General features: G+C 33.9%; 13 protein-coding genes. 9 read left to right on the top strand and 4 right to left on the bottom strand.

Translation table 11 applies throughout. The features are described from left to right. Nucleotides 1-136: 136 nt before the first annotated feature. The 3 genes from NTZ27_05815 to NTZ27_05805 are packed head-to-tail and all read right to left on the bottom strand — an operon-like array spanning nucleotide 137 to nucleotide 2,653. Entirely contained in the window at nucleotides 137-1,126 is a 990-nt protein-coding gene (locus NTZ27_05815) for an SGNH/GDSL hydrolase family protein (GenBank protein ID MCX6174250.1), read from the bottom strand. 14 nt (nucleotides 1,127-1,140) lie between these two features. After that, the gene (locus NTZ27_05810) at nucleotides 1,141-1,971 is read right to left on the bottom strand and encodes a PHP domain-containing protein (GenBank protein ID MCX6174249.1); all 831 of its coding nucleotides are present in this window, start codon (nucleotides 1,969-1,971) and stop codon (nucleotides 1,141-1,143) included. A gap of 1 nt (nucleotide 1,972) precedes the next feature. After that, nucleotides 1,973-2,653, bottom strand: coding sequence for a Crp/Fnr family transcriptional regulator (locus NTZ27_05805; GenBank protein ID MCX6174248.1), 681 nt, complete (start codon nucleotides 2,651-2,653; stop codon nucleotides 1,973-1,975). A 198-nt stretch (nucleotides 2,654-2,851) separates the two neighbouring features. Between NTZ27_05805 and gap the strand changes: the two genes are divergently transcribed. From gap to NTZ27_05785, 4 genes are all read left to right on the top strand, one after another. Further along, entirely contained in the window at nucleotides 2,852-3,910 is a 1,059-nt protein-coding gene (gene gap, locus NTZ27_05800; protein MCX6174247.1) for a type I glyceraldehyde-3-phosphate dehydrogenase, read from the top strand. 88 nt (nucleotides 3,911-3,998) lie between these two features. Further along, the gene (locus NTZ27_05795) at nucleotides 3,999-5,207 is read left to right on the top strand and encodes a phosphoglycerate kinase (protein MCX6174246.1); all 1,209 of its coding nucleotides are present in this window, start codon (nucleotides 3,999-4,001) and stop codon (nucleotides 5,205-5,207) included. Between the two features lie 132 nt (nucleotides 5,208-5,339). Next, complete coding sequence (locus NTZ27_05790; protein MCX6174245.1) at nucleotides 5,340-6,269, top strand: rhomboid family intramembrane serine protease; 930 nt, start codon at nucleotides 5,340-5,342, stop codon at nucleotides 6,267-6,269. After that, nucleotides 6,247-6,570 carry a hypothetical protein gene (locus NTZ27_05785; protein ID MCX6174244.1) on the top strand — a complete coding sequence of 108 codons (324 nt, stop codon included), beginning with the start codon at nucleotides 6,247-6,249 and terminating at the stop codon, nucleotides 6,568-6,570. Before NTZ27_05790 ends, NTZ27_05785 begins: the two co-directional genes overlap by 23 nt. On the opposite strand, the gene NTZ27_05780 is transcribed toward NTZ27_05785, so the two are convergent. Further along, nucleotides 6,563-9,154, bottom strand: a complete 2,592-nt coding sequence (locus NTZ27_05780) for a RecQ family ATP-dependent DNA helicase (protein MCX6174243.1) — start codon at nucleotides 9,152-9,154, stop codon at nucleotides 6,563-6,565. The genes NTZ27_05785 and NTZ27_05780 overlap by 8 nt on opposite strands. 73 nt (nucleotides 9,155-9,227) lie before the next feature. Between NTZ27_05780 and NTZ27_05775 the strand changes: the two genes are divergently transcribed. The 5 genes from NTZ27_05775 (at nucleotide 9,228) to NTZ27_05755 (ending at nucleotide 14,746) form a co-directional block, all read left to right on the top strand. Beyond that, on the top strand, nucleotides 9,228-10,148 hold the full coding sequence (locus NTZ27_05775; protein MCX6174242.1) for an ABC transporter ATP-binding protein: 921 nt from the start codon (nucleotides 9,228-9,230) through the stop codon (nucleotides 10,146-10,148). Next, nucleotides 10,145-11,464: an ABC transporter permease gene (locus NTZ27_05770; protein ID MCX6174241.1), complete on the top strand. Its 1,320-nt coding sequence runs from the start codon at nucleotides 10,145-10,147 to the stop codon at nucleotides 11,462-11,464. The genes NTZ27_05775 and NTZ27_05770 overlap by 4 nt, the downstream gene beginning before the upstream one ends. A 196-nt stretch (nucleotides 11,465-11,660) precedes the next feature. Beyond that, nucleotides 11,661-12,596, top strand: a complete 936-nt coding sequence (locus NTZ27_05765; protein ID MCX6174240.1) for a 3-hydroxyacyl-CoA dehydrogenase NAD-binding domain-containing protein — start codon at nucleotides 11,661-11,663, stop codon at nucleotides 12,594-12,596. A 16-nt stretch (nucleotides 12,597-12,612) separates the two neighbouring features. Next, a complete protein-coding gene (locus NTZ27_05760; protein MCX6174239.1) occupies nucleotides 12,613-13,842 on the top strand; it encodes an acetate kinase in 1,230 nt (409 codons plus the stop codon). A 112-nt stretch (nucleotides 13,843-13,954) separates the two neighbouring features. Further along, nucleotides 13,955-14,746 carry an SDR family oxidoreductase gene (locus NTZ27_05755; protein ID MCX6174238.1) on the top strand — a complete coding sequence of 264 codons (792 nt, stop codon included), beginning with the start codon at nucleotides 13,955-13,957 and terminating at the stop codon, nucleotides 14,744-14,746. Nucleotides 14,747-14,851: the final 105 nt, after the last annotated feature.

The raw sequence follows: 14,851 nt of genomic DNA, 5'->3' as shown, positions 1-14,851 counted from the left end.
TTAATGATATAAAAGACGCAAAACAAATTTAGTATTTTCAGAATGAACTAAGAGTAAAATTTTTCCTTGGATAGCTCCAATTTTTAGGGAGGAAAGTTATTTTGATTTCATTTGCAATATATCAAAAATATATCTTCTAATTCAAGAATCGAGTTAGCAAAATTTTGGAGATTAATTTATGTCCTTGTTCAGAAAAGTGAATTCCATCGCCAAAAAGGTATAAAGATTTAGAATTATTCATATAAGGTTTGAGATCTTTCAAGATATCATAAATTTTAATACCAATTGATTCAAACTTCTTTTGAAACAATTGTTGCGGAAGGAACAGTTCTTTCTTGTTAAAATTCCTAATTTGATATTCGTATGGAAGAATAATAACACTAATATCAATATTATTTAATCGAGCAATAGATGCACATTTCTCAATATTCGCTATTGATTTATTAAATAATGGATTTGAATATTCATAGAATTGATAATCGTATAAAAAATAATCTCTTTGTCTATCAGAAAATAGTTCTTTAAGAAGTTGCCATGTTTTAAGGTTGGCGCTTAAAAATTTAACAACTTTTCCTAAAATACCTTTTTCGCGATAGTCGGGTGAATTAGATGTTGGGTAAAAATCATAAATATCATTTAAGCACCAGAAAATAAATATTTTTTGTACTCCAATTACATTACCATCTTTTTGAATTAGTTTCTTCACAATATTTAAATAATCTAAGCTCGAGTACCCAATCATAGCGGAATTTAGAATCTCAACATTATCTATTTCCGAATTAATTATTCCAGGAAAAGTAGAATCATTATCAACACCTATTCCCATTGTAATCGAATCACCAAGAAAGAGCCATTTCTTTTTTTTATCGATTGATGGTGATGAATTATTGTATTTCCAGAAACCATTGGAATTAACTTCTTTTTTTACACCGTAACTTGTACCAATTGAATTTGGAACTAATCCTGCGGAATTAAAATAAACGCTGTCTTTAAATAAAGCTGAACTTGAACCTGATAAATGAATTTGCGGAAATAATAAACGTACAGTAATCTCTAAAAGCAGAAAGAGTAATAAAATGATTAGAACATTAACGATACTGAGCTTTAATAATTTTTTTTTATTCACATTGATGAGTCGTATTACGCACTATTTTTATGAAGCATTTTTCTCATTGCTTCAAGTTGATTGTGCCCTATGAAGAACTTACCTAAGTTTTCATCATCAGCTTTTTTCCCGCCATGAAAATCTGAACCGCCGGATTCAAGAAGACAATATTGATTTACTATCCCGCGGTAAAATTGTACCTGGTTTTCACTATGACTTGGATGTATACATTCTATTCCATCCACACCGGCTTTAATTAAACTTAACAATAAATTTTCTTTCATATATCCTGGATGAGCAATGAATGAAAGTCCGCCAGCGTCGTTAATAAGTTTTAAGGCGCTCTGCGGTGAAACATGAATCTTTCGCTCGTATGCAGGTCCGTAATCCCCAATATATTTATCAAATGCTTGTTGATAATTCTGAATTAATCCAAGATCAACCATAGTGTATGCGATGTGGGGTCTTCCGACAGCAGAATTTTTTGCCCTGTCTAAAACATCATCAAGCTTAATTGATAAACCAAGATTTCTTAATTTTTGAACAATTCTTTTCGCCCGATGAATTCGTTCATCACGAAAAAAACTGAGATACTTTTGTAATTCTTCATGATCAATATCAATAAAGTATGCAAGAAGATGAATCTCTTTATCATCAAGATCTGTACTTATTTCTAATCCTGTTACAACATCAATTCCTAATTCCTTTGCATAAGCAGTAGCTTCTTTAATCCCGTTAACACTATCGTGGTCGGTAATACTGATAATATCCAGACCCCGTTCATATGCTTTTTGAACAAGTTCAATTGGCGAAAGAGCACCATCGGAAAGATTTGTATGAGTATGAAGATCAATCTTAGCGGGCATGTTAGATAAACTTTTCCTTAAATTTTTCGTAATCAAGAATGGATAGTTTAGTACCGTCTAATTCTATCAATCCTTTTTTCGCAAACGAATGTAACGTTCTTGATATTGTCTCCCGGGATGTACCGGCCATGTTAGCTAAATCCTGCTGAAGTGGAAGTTTTTCAATCTCAACTTTTCCGTGTTTTATTCTACCGATATCATCGGCTAATTGCAAAATTACAGTTGCTACTTTTCCTTCTGCATCTTTTAATGAGAGTGCTTTAATTTTAGCATCTGCAGAACGGAGACGTTTTGTAAGTTCTTGTAGTAATGAAATTGAAATCTCGGGGAATTCACGGAGCAAATTTAAAAAATCATTCCGCTGGATCAAAAATAATTCTGATTCTTCAATTGATGTAACAGTTGCGGATCGGGTTAATCCATCGAGAATTGCCATTTCGCCAAAGAAGTCACTTTCGGAGAGGATAGTCAAAATTACTTCGCGTCCGTCGTTGCTTGAGCGGGCAACTTTTACTTTTCCTTTTACAATTACGAAAAGTGCGGTACCTGCTTCTTCTTCCATAAGAACCACATCATTCTTTTTATACATCTTTATAGTTCCAATCTTCTCGATCATTGTTAGAGTTTCTGTCGGGAGATCAGAAAAAATTGGTACATATGATAAAAATTTTGATGAAGACATTTAGCACCTCTGTAGCTGGTTAGCTTTATCTTTTATAGATAAATTTTTGCACTTACACACACAAGATAATTTTTTCAGATCAAATCAACAATCATTAATGAAAAGATAATTTCTAAAACCGATCAAATTGAATCTTCTTTTTTGAATGTATATATTTGAGCCCGATATTCATTCAAATATGTTGGAAGGAGAAAGAAAATGGCAGTTAAAGTAGGCATTAACGGATTCGGTAGGATTGGAAGACAAGTAATAAATGTTTTGGCTGATAAAGGTCATTTGGGAAAGGAAGTTGATGTTGTAGCGGTTGTTGATGTCAGCACCGATGCAAAATATTTTGCATATCAATTAAAATATGATTCCGTTCATGGAAAATTTAGAGGAACAGTTGGAAGTGAAAAAAGTTCACCATCAGTTGAAGCAGATGATATATTAGTAGTTAATGGCCATAAAATAAAATGTGTTATGGCACAAAAAGATCCTTCTCAATTACCATGGAAAGAACTTGGTGTAGAATTGGTAATTGAATCAACTGGATTATTTACAGAATCAGAAAAAGCAAAAGGGCATATAAATGCAGGTGCTAAAAAAGTTCTAATATCAGCTCCCGGTAAAGGTGATGTAAAAACTCTAGTTATGGGCGTTAATGATAACGAATACGATCCGGCAAAACATAGTATTGTTTCTAATGCATCATGTACAACAAACTGTTTAGCGCCGGTTGTTTATGTTTTATTAAAGGAAGGAATAGGAATCGAAAGCGGTTTGATGACAACCATTCACTCATACACAGCAACACAGAAAACAGTTGACGGACCATCTAAAAAAGATTGGAGAGGCGGGCGTGCTGCAGCAATCAATATTATTCCATCTTCTACAGGCGCTGCAAAAGCAGTTGGCGAAGTCTTACCTCAAACTAAAGGAAAACTAACCGGAATGTCTTTCCGTGTTCCAACTGCAAATGTTTCTGTTGTTGACCTTACTTTCCGTTCGGAGAAGGAAACATCAATCGAAGAAATTAACTCATTGTTGAGAAAAGCTTCCGAAAGTTATTTAAAAGGTATTTTAGGATTTTGCAATGAAGAAGTTGTGTCGTCAGATTTTATTCACGATGAAAGATCATCTATTTATGATTCGCTTGCAACTATGCAGAATAATCTGAAAGGTGAAAAGAGATTTTTTAAAATTGTAACATGGTATGATAACGAATGGGGTTATTCAAATCGTGTTGTTGATCTTATGTTAAAAATGATTAAGTAATTAGAAAAAATATTCTTAGCCAAGACGCAGACCAAAGTTTTGGCTGCGTCTTTTTTTTAGTTTTTGATTTTGAACCGGAGAAATAAAAATGAAAAAATTAAGTATTGACAAAGTTAATCTAAAAGGTAAACGCGTACTTGTACGTGTAGATTTTAATGTTCCGCTTGATGAAAATCTTCAGATCACAGATGATATTAGAATTACATCCGCACTGCCGACAATTAAGAAAATAATTTCTGATGGAGGACGATGTATTTTGATGAGTCATCTAGGAAGACCAAAAGGCGGACCAAATCCAAAATACAGTTTGAAACCTGTTGCTGTACGTCTTGGTCAATTGTTAGATAAAGATGTAAAGTTTGCACCGGATTGTATAGGTGATCAAGTCAAAGCAATAGTCAACTCATTAGCTAATGGTGATGTTCTACTATTAGAAAATTTACGTTTCCATGCTGAAGAAGAAAAAAACGATCCCGCATTTGCAAAACAATTGGCTGAGCTTGGTGATGTTTATGTTAATGATGCTTTCGGAAGCGCACACAGAGCACATGCATCAACAGAAGGAGTAACAAAGTTTATCAAAGTATGTGCTTCGGGATATTTGATGCAGAAAGAACTCGAATACCTTGGCGAAGCTATTTCTAATCCGGTTCGTCCATTTACAGCAATTCTCGGCGGTTCAAAAATATCCGGAAAGATTGACGTGATCGAAAATCTTTTGCCCAAAGTTGATAATCTTTTAATCGGCGGGGGAATGGCATATACTTTTTACAAAGCAATGGGATATGAAATTGGAACATCTTTACTTGAAGCTGAAAAAGTTGAACTTGCAAAAGAGATGTTAGTGAAATTCAAAACATCAAAAGCGAAAGTTATTTTGCCAAAAGATAATGTTGTAGCAGCTGAATTTAAGAATGAATCACCATCATCTATTGTTGATGCGGATAAAATTCCGGCTGATAAAATGGGTTTGGATATTGGTCCAAAAACAATTGAAGAATTCAAAGATATAATTCTTAAAAGTAAAACTGTGATCTGGAATGGACCGATGGGAGTATTTGAGTTTGATAATTTTGCAAAAGGGACAAATACGATTGCCGCAGCTTTAGCAGAAGCAACTGCTAAAGGAGCCGTAACAATTATAGGCGGAGGCGATTCTGCTGCTGCTATAAAAAAAGCTGGATTGGATGATAAAGTTTCTCATGTTTCAACAGGCGGCGGTGCATCTTTAGAATTCTTAGAAGGGAAAGTTTTACCTGGTGTTGAAGCTTTGAACGATGATAATAATTTAGGGTAAGATTAAGAGCAAGAGAATGATAGTTTTTCTTGATCGTGCTCTTGATCCTGTTCTTCAGTTCTTTGCGAACTTTTATATTTGTCTAATTGTTAAATAAATATTAATATCATAATAGAAAGAACGGAAAATTAAATGGGATTAGATTCAAGAGATTATTACAAACCATCTGGAATGGGCGGATTTAGTTTTTTCCCGCCGGTACTTAAAAAAATATTATTTGCAAATGGGATTGTTTTTTTTATTCAACTTATTGCGCAAATGATAGTTTACCCTTATTTAGTCGAAGGTTACACAGTAAGCTATGATTACCTTTTCACAAAATATTTTGCTCTTAATCCTATTCTTGGTGACCACAACAACTTTTACGTTTGGCAGTTATTGACTTATCAATTCATGCATGCAAATTTTACTCATATTCTATTTAATATGTTTATGTTATGGATGTTCGGGATGGAAATAGAAAACATAATGGGTTCTAAGAAATTCTTAATCTTTTATCTTGCATGCGGAATTGGTGCAGGATTAATCCAGCTTTTCTTATCACCATTATTCGAAGGTGGGATGGCACCAACTATCGGTGCTTCCGGTGCAGTATTTGGTGTAATGATTGCTTTCGCAATGTTTTTTCCTGACCGTTATGTTTATGTCTACTTCTTAATTCCAGTTAAAGCAAAATATTTGATTGCATTTCTTGTAGTGATCGAGTTTATGTCTGTTGGTAATCAAAGTCTTGTCGCACATCTCGCTCATATTGGCGGTGCAATCACAGCTTTCTTCTTTATACTTTACGATAGAAGAAGTCGTATAAGTGCAGGAAATATATTTGGGACATTCAAGAAATCAAGTAATGGATTTTCAAGTTCCTCATTCCGTAATATATTTAAATCACAACCAAAAGATGTTAAAGATGCAAAATTTTATGACATCAATGATTCTAAAAAAGAAGATGTTGTAACTGACGCTGAAATTGATGCAATTCTAGATAAAATAAGTAAAAGCGGATATCAAAATTTATCAGACCGTGAAAAGAAAATTTTATTTGAAGCCAGTAAGAAGAAATAATATTTTAGTAATATTTTTTTCGGTAATTATTTTTTGTTTTGGATGCAGTAAAGAAAAAATTCCGGAAGAAACGTTAATCAAAGTTTATGTTGAAAACGTAGTTGTTGAGGAAACTTACGCAACCAACACAGATTCACTCCGGGCACATAAACAAATGGTCTTCTCCAAATACAAAATGGTCGAAAAAGATTTTCAGAATGAGCTTGAAAGATATGCCTACAATAAAACTAAATGGGAAAGTTTTTTTAAGAAAGCAAACGATTATCTGAATGATCTGAAAAAAAGTAATGCAATCAACTAACTCTCTTTTTAGCAGCCGCAATTCTAAGCTTAGCAAAACTTATCTTATTTTTTAATGATTCTCGTAATCCTTTCAAATCTGTTAAACCAGAATCTATCTTTTCGTTAATTAATTTTAATTCATTCTTCTCGAATAGAGAATCAATCTCTAAATCGGGAATTGCCTCAATCAAAGTTTCAATCTGAGTAGACACGATTGCTTCAGGCAGTTTTGTTAACGATGCAATATCTTGAAGAGAATATTTTTTCTGGACGAGTTCTAATACTTGATTAATGTTATCCGGCAGATTTTTATTCTTAAGTCTATTACTTAAATCTTCCGAGGTCTTGAATTCTTTTAAGGTATTTAAGAAATCTTCACCAATCTTATTGTACATCCTACTATTAAATCCGTTAATATTTAATAACTCTGAAGGGGAAGATGGCTTTAATTTAGTGATAGTTCTCATTACTTCATCTGGACAAATTAAATTCGGTTTTTGATTAAACTTTTCAGCCGCCTCTTTTCTTATTTGGCGTAATAAATTAAAAAGTTTAAGATCATTTTCATATTCTATGTTTGAGGAATTTGGCAGATCTGATTCTTCCGTCACGGAAAATTGTTCTATTCCTTTCTCAGATAATGTCAGTACATTATTCTGAGCAATAATTAAATTAGACCTTTCTAGATTACCAAGTGATTTTTCAATTTCATCCTTCTTGAAGTGAACACCTGATCCAAAAGTTGAAAACTTTTTAAGCGAACTGAGATCAGTTTCTCCGGTAACAATCTCCAGAATATTTTTCTTTTTAATAGGAAGTTTAGCTTCATGAATTGTCTGTAAAATTATTTCTTCCAAATATTCTAAAGTTATTCTACCTGCTTTAACATAACCACGGCATTTATCGCATTTATTGCATTTATAATTTTCATCTTGTTGTCCGAAGTACTCAAGAATGTATTTGAAACGGCAGCTTTCTGTATTGGCATAATCAATTAATCTTTCTAATTTCATTTTTGAATGCTGTGCTATATTTTCAACACGATTCATATCAAGAGAAATTTCATTTGCTAAAGCTCGGTTTTGGAGTAAAGACACAGCCGGAAACAGCAATGGTTTTTCGTAAGCAAGAATACCAACAGATGATAATTTTTCAAGTTGAATAATAATTTCATGATCGGATGACTCTAATACGCCGCTAAGCTTTTGGATATTAATCTTAATCTTTGAATTGAAAATTGTACTGCCATATTCACGAGCAAGAAATAGAACTAAATCTTTTGCCTCATTATCGGTGAAATTTTTTAGAAATAAATTCAAACGCGTCGGTTCAAGAAGAAATTGAACGAAATGTTTATTCTCAAGATCGGATTTGAATTTGAGATAACCGGACTCCTCTAAAACTCGAAGCGATGAATCAATCAAACCGCGGTTCATTCTCTTTTTTTCGAGAAGAGAAAAGAAATTTGCATCAAGTGAAATATCTTTTTGCGGAATAGATCCCAATGCTACATTACCGCAATTGTAAAGTGTATCATAAACATTTTCAATCTGGTAACGCGATGGATTTCCACTGGAAATAAAATATTGCTGAATTAGTTTGTCTTTCTCATCGTACAATAAAAAAATATCGGATTCTTTTCCATCTCGCCCGGCTCTGCCTATCTCTTGATAATAATTTTCAATTGTACCCGGAAGATTGTAGTGAATAATAGTTCGAACATCACTTTTATCAATTCCCATTCCGAATGCATTTGTTGATACTATTGTATTTTTGCGTCCGGATAAAAAATCATCCTGTATCATTCTCCGTAATTCAGAAGTTAACCCCGCGTGATAATAAACTGCATCAATTTTATTCAGTCTTAGAAAATCGGCAACTTCTTCTGTAGATTTTCTTGTAGAAGTATAAATAATTGCCGATTGATTTTTCCCTTTTAGAATATCAATGCACTTTTCTTTTTTATGAGTTGTATGGAGTACATTCAGACATAAATTATCTCTCTCGAAACCACGTACAAATATTTTCGGATTATTAAGTCCAAGCTGTTTTATAATATCCGTGCGTACATCTTCTGTCGCAGTTGCAGTAAAAGCAGAGATATTTTTAATTCCGGTGAAACTGATGAACTCTTTTATTTTTCTATAACTCGGCCGGAAATTATGTCCCCATTCACTTATGCAATGTGCTTCATCAACGAATAAATAGGAAGGTGATAATGACTTCATTCTCTCAGCAAAATTACTATTGGTAAGTTTCTCCGGCGAGACATATAATATTTTAATTTGTCCTGATGAAAGTCCGGATATAACTTTATCGCTATCACGGGAGACTAATGAACTGTTAATGAATGCTGAAATATTTTCTCTCGCATTGAGTGCATCAACTTGGTCTTTCATTAACGCAATAAGCGGAGAAACTACAATTGCAAAAGATTTAGACATTAAAGACGGGATTTGATAGCAAAGAGATTTTCCTGCACCTGTCGGAAGAATTGCAAGAATATTTTCTTCATTTAATATTGAAGAAATAATCTCTAACTGTCCCGGGCGGAAATCATTGTAATCAAAAAATTTCTGTAATACGTCTTTTGAACTATTCATATAAAATATTTATTTGACAACTTAGTGCAGACTGTTATCTTGCAAAACAAAAAATAATCATAGTTAATATAACATGCTTAGAATCAGCCATATAATTAAGAATTTCGAAAATGTAAATGCTCTTCAGAACGTGAGCTTAACAATAAATAGAGGTGAATTTTTTGGTTTGCTTGGACCGAATGGAGCCGGTAAATCAACCTTGATGAATATTATTATCGGTTATATCGAAGCAGATAGCGGACAAATTTCATTTAATGATCAAATAATTTCTTCAAGTAATATTAATCTTCGTAAAAAATTTGGTTACGTTCCGCAAGAAGTCTCTCTTTATCTTGAACTAAGCGCACATCAAAATCTAAAAATCTTTGGGAAATTTTATGATTTCGGCGCTAAACAACTTGAAAATAAAATTGAAGAAGTTCTGGAGTTAGTTCAGTTAAAAGATAGAAAGAAAGATCCTGTTAAGGAATTTTCCGGTGGAATGAAAAGACGGTTAAATCTCGCAGCAAGTTTGCTACACAATCCGGAAATCCTTCTCTGTGATGAACCAACAGTCGGCGTAGATCCTCAATCTCGAAATGCAATCTTTGATATGTTAAATATTTTGAACAAAGCCGGTAAGACAATCCTCTACACGACACATTATATGGAAGAGGCGGAACGTTTATGTTCGCGGCTTGCAATTATTGATAATGGAAATATTATTGCTCAAGGGACATTGATTGATCTCATCAATCTTCTTAATCAAAAAGATACAATAAAAATTCAGAAGACAGCATTCACTCAGAATAAACTTACTTTACTAAAAGATATAGGACAGGTAAGCGAACATGATTTTTATTTAGAATTAATACCGAGTGAAAGCTATAATCAAAATTCAAAAATATTTGGTAAACTTGAAGAAATTGGGATACAGAATGAATTTGTGCAGATCAGCCGTGCTACGCTAGAGGATGTTTTCTTGAACTTAACGGGAAGGAGCTTGAGAGATTGAAAAACATTTACCATTTAGTTATAAAAGATATAATCAGATTTTTGAATGACAAACGTGCTGTAATTCTCACTTTTATTGTCCCGATTATTTTAATTATAATTTTCGGAAATATTTTTGGTGGCAGCGGCGGAGTACGTGGGAAAGCAGATTTAATACTCGTAAATGAAAGTAATTCGATTGTCGCAAAATTACTCGAAGCAAAACTTGATTCATCAAAATCATTACAGACGGTAAAAAGATACAAAGCTGAAAACGGAAAAGACACCTTAAAGTTTGACGAAAAGACAGCAAAGGAATGGGTGAGAACGGGAAAAATTTCTGCCGCTGTAATTATGCCGAAAGATTTTTTTACCGATACATCTTCGGCGATCAAGATTAAATTCTATTATGATCCTAAAAATGAAATTGAGTCTAACATAATTCAAGGGAATATGCAGCAAACGATCTTTACACAAATCCCGCGAATGATGCCGATACTCATGCAAAGAAAAGCTGCCAATTATATGGGTAATGACAGTACAAAAAAATTTATGAAAGGTATTGGAAATATTGTTCATAGATATTTTGGTGTTTCATCCGATTCATTTTATAATCGGTTAACCAAAGTTGATTCAGCGTCACTTTTTTCTAGTTCCACTGATACAAGCACAGAAACAAATTTCATGTCCAACCTAATAAAGTTTGATAGCGAACAATTAGTTGGTAAAAAAATTACAAATCCCGGTTTAACACGTGCTGTCGGCGGTTGGGCAATGATGTTTCTACTCTTCTCATTAACCGGTGCGGCGACTTCTATTTTCGAAGAAAAAAATGAAGGGACATTAAAACGTCTTCTCTGTATGCCAATAACGCGCTCGGATATTCTTTGGAGTAAATATATTTACTCAATGCTTCTTGGGACGATCCAACTTTTAGTGATGTTTGTTTTTGCTTGGGCGTTTTTCGGTGTAGAAATTTTTGCAAACTTCGGAAACTTATTGATTTTAATTATTGCATCTGCAGCTGCGGCAGTTTCGTTCGGCATGCTAATAACTTCGATCACTAAAACTTATAGTCAAGCAAACGGAATTTCTACTTTACTTATTTTAGTGATGTCAGCACTCGGCGGTTCATGGTTTCCCACTTCGTTTTTACCGGGTTGGATGCAAGTAATTTCTAAAGGTACTCTAACATTTTGGTCTATGGAAGGATTTCTTCAAGTTCTTTGGAGACACTCTAGCTTTGCCGGTATTGCAACGAATGTTCTAGTTCTTTTATCAATCGCTTTTTTGATCAACTTCTATGCGTTAATTCGTTTTAGAAGAGGTATCATTTAAAAATACTCTTTGATTTCTCACAATTGAAGTAGAGATTTTTATATCTAGTAAAAATCTCTTCATATCATCAAATTACCTCATCATTTAAGTCATTACTCATGGTATAATATTTGTCCTTGAAAAAGGTTCTCATTTTAGTTTTAGTTATTTTTATAAGTGAGATATCAAATGTTATTAAAAAGTTAATTGGTGATTTATGGCTCAAGAAAAATTGAAATTAGAGGATTTACTCGGCGGTGTTCAAAAAGAAGAAGATCTTGGAAGGATTGACTATGTTGCAATTATTGGCGGCGGTGTAATGGGACAGGGAATTGCACAGACAATAGCCAATGCCGGTGTTGATGTTTTATTGATCGAAAAATCAGAAGAACAATTAGAACGGGCAAAAGAAAATTTGACAGCAACAATGGAACGGGAAATCGCTCGCTGGGCATTAACACAAAGTGAAATGAATTCCGTCCTAAGCAGAATTAAGTGGACAACTGAGCTAAGTGAAATTCCAGAATGTGATATTATAATCGAAGCAGTTGATGAGAATTATGATCTAAAGAGAAAAATATTTAAGGAATTAGATTTAATAGCAAAACCGGAAACTATTTTTATTTCCAACACTTCTACTTTAAGTTTAACTAAGATAGCAGAAGTAACCAACCGGCGTGATAGAATCATTGGAATGCATTTTCTAAATCCTGTACCCAAAGTTCCGCTTGTTGAGTTGGTCCGTGCTCTTGAAACATCTGATAAAACTGTTGAGATAATTAAAAAATTTGCTTCACGTATTGGGAAAACTGCCATTCCGGTTTATGAATATCCTGGATTCGTAACGACACGTGCAATCGTTCCACTTTTGAATGAAGCTATGCATATTCTTCTTGAAGGTCTCGCAACCGCAAAAGATATTGATACTGCGATGAGACTAGGTTATAATTTCAAAGTTGGTCCTCTTGAAATGGCTGACACAATGGGACTTGATGAAGTCCTTGCATGGATGGAAACATTATGGTCAACACTTGGTGAGCCGCGTTATCGTCCTTGCCCGATACTTCGTAAACTTGTCCGTGAAAGAAAACTTGGCAAGAAAACCGGCGAAGGATTTTTTAAATATGATTCTGATGAAAAAATAATTAATTAAAATTTTTGAGGAAGAAATGAAAGTTTTGGTTCTTAACTGCGGTAGTTCATCTATTAAATATCAGTTTATAGATACGACAAGCAAAATTGCACTTGCTCAAGGAATGGTTGAAAGAATTGGTATGTCGAGCGCGATACTAACTCATCAACCGCATGATAGAGAAAAAATAAAAATTGTCGGAGAAATCCTTGATCACACAATCGCAATCGAATATGTTGTTGCCGTTCTTCTTTCAAAAAATCACGGTGTAATTAAAGATAAAAAAGAAATTGATGCAGTCGGCCATAGAGTTGTTCACGGTGGAGAAACATTTTCCGGTTCTGTTTTAATTACAGATCAAGTTATGAAAGCATTGAAAGACAATATTGAACTTGCACCGCTTCATAATCCTCCAAACATAAAAGGTATTCAAGCAACAAAAGAACATTTACCAAGTACACCGCAAGTCGGAGTATTTGATACAGCATTTCATGTAAAAATGCCTCCGCGTGCTTATTTATATGGAATCCCATATGAACTTTACAAAAAATATAAAATTCGCCGTTATGGATTTCATGGAACATCGCACCGTTATGTTTCTGAAAGAGCAGCGGCAGTACTTGGCAAGCCGATCGAAAATTTAAAAATAATTACAGCTCATCTTGGCAACGGGTGCTCAATGGCAGCTGTTGACGGCGGAAGATCTGTAGATACAACAATGGGTTTCACTCCGCTTGAAGGTTTGATAATGGGAACTCGAAGCGGTGATATTGATCCATCGATAATTCTTTACATTATGGCTAAAGAAGGACTATCACTTTCGGAAGCTAATACTCTGCTTAATAAACACAGTGGTTTGATAGGCATCAGCGGTGAAAGCAGTGATATGCGCGAAATCGAAGAAGCTGTTGCTGAAGGAAATAAAAAAGCAAAATATGCGTTCGATGTTTTCACTTATCGAATTAAAAAATATGTAGGCGCTTATACTGCTGCTATGGGCGGATTGGATGCTTTAGTTTTTACCGGCGGCATCGGTGAAAATTCAGTTATGGTTCGCAAAGATGTTTGTATGAATATGGAATTTCTTGGAATTAAGTTTGATGAATTGGTTAACCAAAATGTAAAAGGAGAATGTTCAATATCAAGTTCTGATTCCAAAGTTAACGTTCTTAGAATTCCGACGAATGAAGAATTAGTAATTGCACTTGATACGGAGGTAATTGTCACTGAGCAGCTCTCATTGAAACAAACTGTAAATGTGAATTAGGCTTAGAGCAATACTTTTTAATTTGTTATGCCGGATTAAATCCGGCATTTATTTTTTAAATACCTTTTCAAAAAAATCTTAAATTGTGATAAGTAATTAACATGAGATTAGCATGGATCTAAAACTAAAGGACAAAACAGTTCTTGTAACTGCGTCTAGCAGCGGAATAGGAAGAGCGGCTGCAGAATTATTTATTAAAGAGGGATGTAGAGTTGCAATTTGTTCACACAATAAAGAAAATCTTTTGAAAACATCTCAAGAAATAAAATCACTTTATAATATTGAACCGTTATGGGAAGTTTGCGATATAAATAATCCGCAAGATATTGAAGACACAGTTCATGTTGTTCAAAAAAGTTTAGGCGATATTGATATTCTGGTAAATAATTGCGGCGGTCCAATCCCCGGATTTTTTGAGGACCTTTATGATGAAAATTGGGAAGATGCTTTTGAACAAGTTTTGATGAGCACTATCCGTTTTACCCGTTTTGTTTTGCCCGGTATGAAATCAAAAAATTGGGGAAGGATAATCAATATAACTTCATTATCAGTTAAACAACCGGTAGATAATTTGGTTTTATCAAACTCACTAAGAAGTGCTGTAACGGCATTTGCAAAAACATTAAGTAATCAAATTGGCAAGTACAATATTACTGTTAATAATGTTGCACCAGGATATACACTTACTTCAAGATTGCACGAACTTGCTGAAACCAGAGCCAAACTTGCAAACACAACAACGGAAAATATTTTAGCTTCGATGGCTAATGATGTACCATTGAAAAGAACTGCAAATCCAAACGAAGTTGCATCAATGATCGTTTATCTGGCTTCTGAGCAAGCGGGTTACATTACGGGACAAACAATTGCTGTGGATGGCGGAATTATCAAATCAACCTATTAAAAAACAATTATGAATTATTGGTTATGAGTTATGAATAAAAAATTGAGAGTGTCCTTATAACTTAACACTCATAACTTAAAATTATTTTCTCCAAAATAGGAGACA

Source organism: Ignavibacteriales bacterium (assembly GCA_026390775.1).
In the GTDB taxonomy this organism is placed as follows: Bacteria; Bacteroidota; Ignavibacteria; order Ignavibacteriales; family Melioribacteraceae; genus Fen-1258.
Note: the sequence above shows the minus strand (reverse complement) of the source record. Positions and strands in the feature narration are given on the sequence as shown.

Coding starts and splice junctions, on each gene's coding strand:
- NTZ27_05760 (MCX6174239.1), top strand. CDS start 12,613: ATGAAAGTTTTGGTTCTTAACTGCGGTAGTTCATCTATTAAATATCAG.
- NTZ27_05765 (MCX6174240.1), top strand. CDS start 11,661: ATGGCTCAAGAAAAATTGAAATTAGAGGATTTACTCGGCGGTGTTCAA.
- NTZ27_05780 (MCX6174243.1), bottom strand. CDS start 9,154: ATGAATAGTTCAAAAGACGTATTACAGAAATTTTTTGATTACAATGAT.
- gap (MCX6174247.1), top strand. CDS start 2,852: ATGGCAGTTAAAGTAGGCATTAACGGATTCGGTAGGATTGGAAGACAA.
- NTZ27_05805 (MCX6174248.1), bottom strand. CDS start 2,653: ATGTCTTCATCAAAATTTTTATCATATGTACCAATTTTTTCTGATCTC.
- NTZ27_05775 (MCX6174242.1), top strand. CDS start 9,228: ATGCTTAGAATCAGCCATATAATTAAGAATTTCGAAAATGTAAATGCT.
- NTZ27_05810 (MCX6174249.1), bottom strand. CDS start 1,971: ATGCCCGCTAAGATTGATCTTCATACTCATACAAATCTTTCCGATGGT.
- NTZ27_05755 (MCX6174238.1), top strand. CDS start 13,955: ATGGATCTAAAACTAAAGGACAAAACAGTTCTTGTAACTGCGTCTAGC.
- NTZ27_05795 (MCX6174246.1), top strand. CDS start 3,999: ATGAAAAAATTAAGTATTGACAAAGTTAATCTAAAAGGTAAACGCGTA.
- NTZ27_05790 (MCX6174245.1), top strand. CDS start 5,340: ATGGGATTAGATTCAAGAGATTATTACAAACCATCTGGAATGGGCGGA.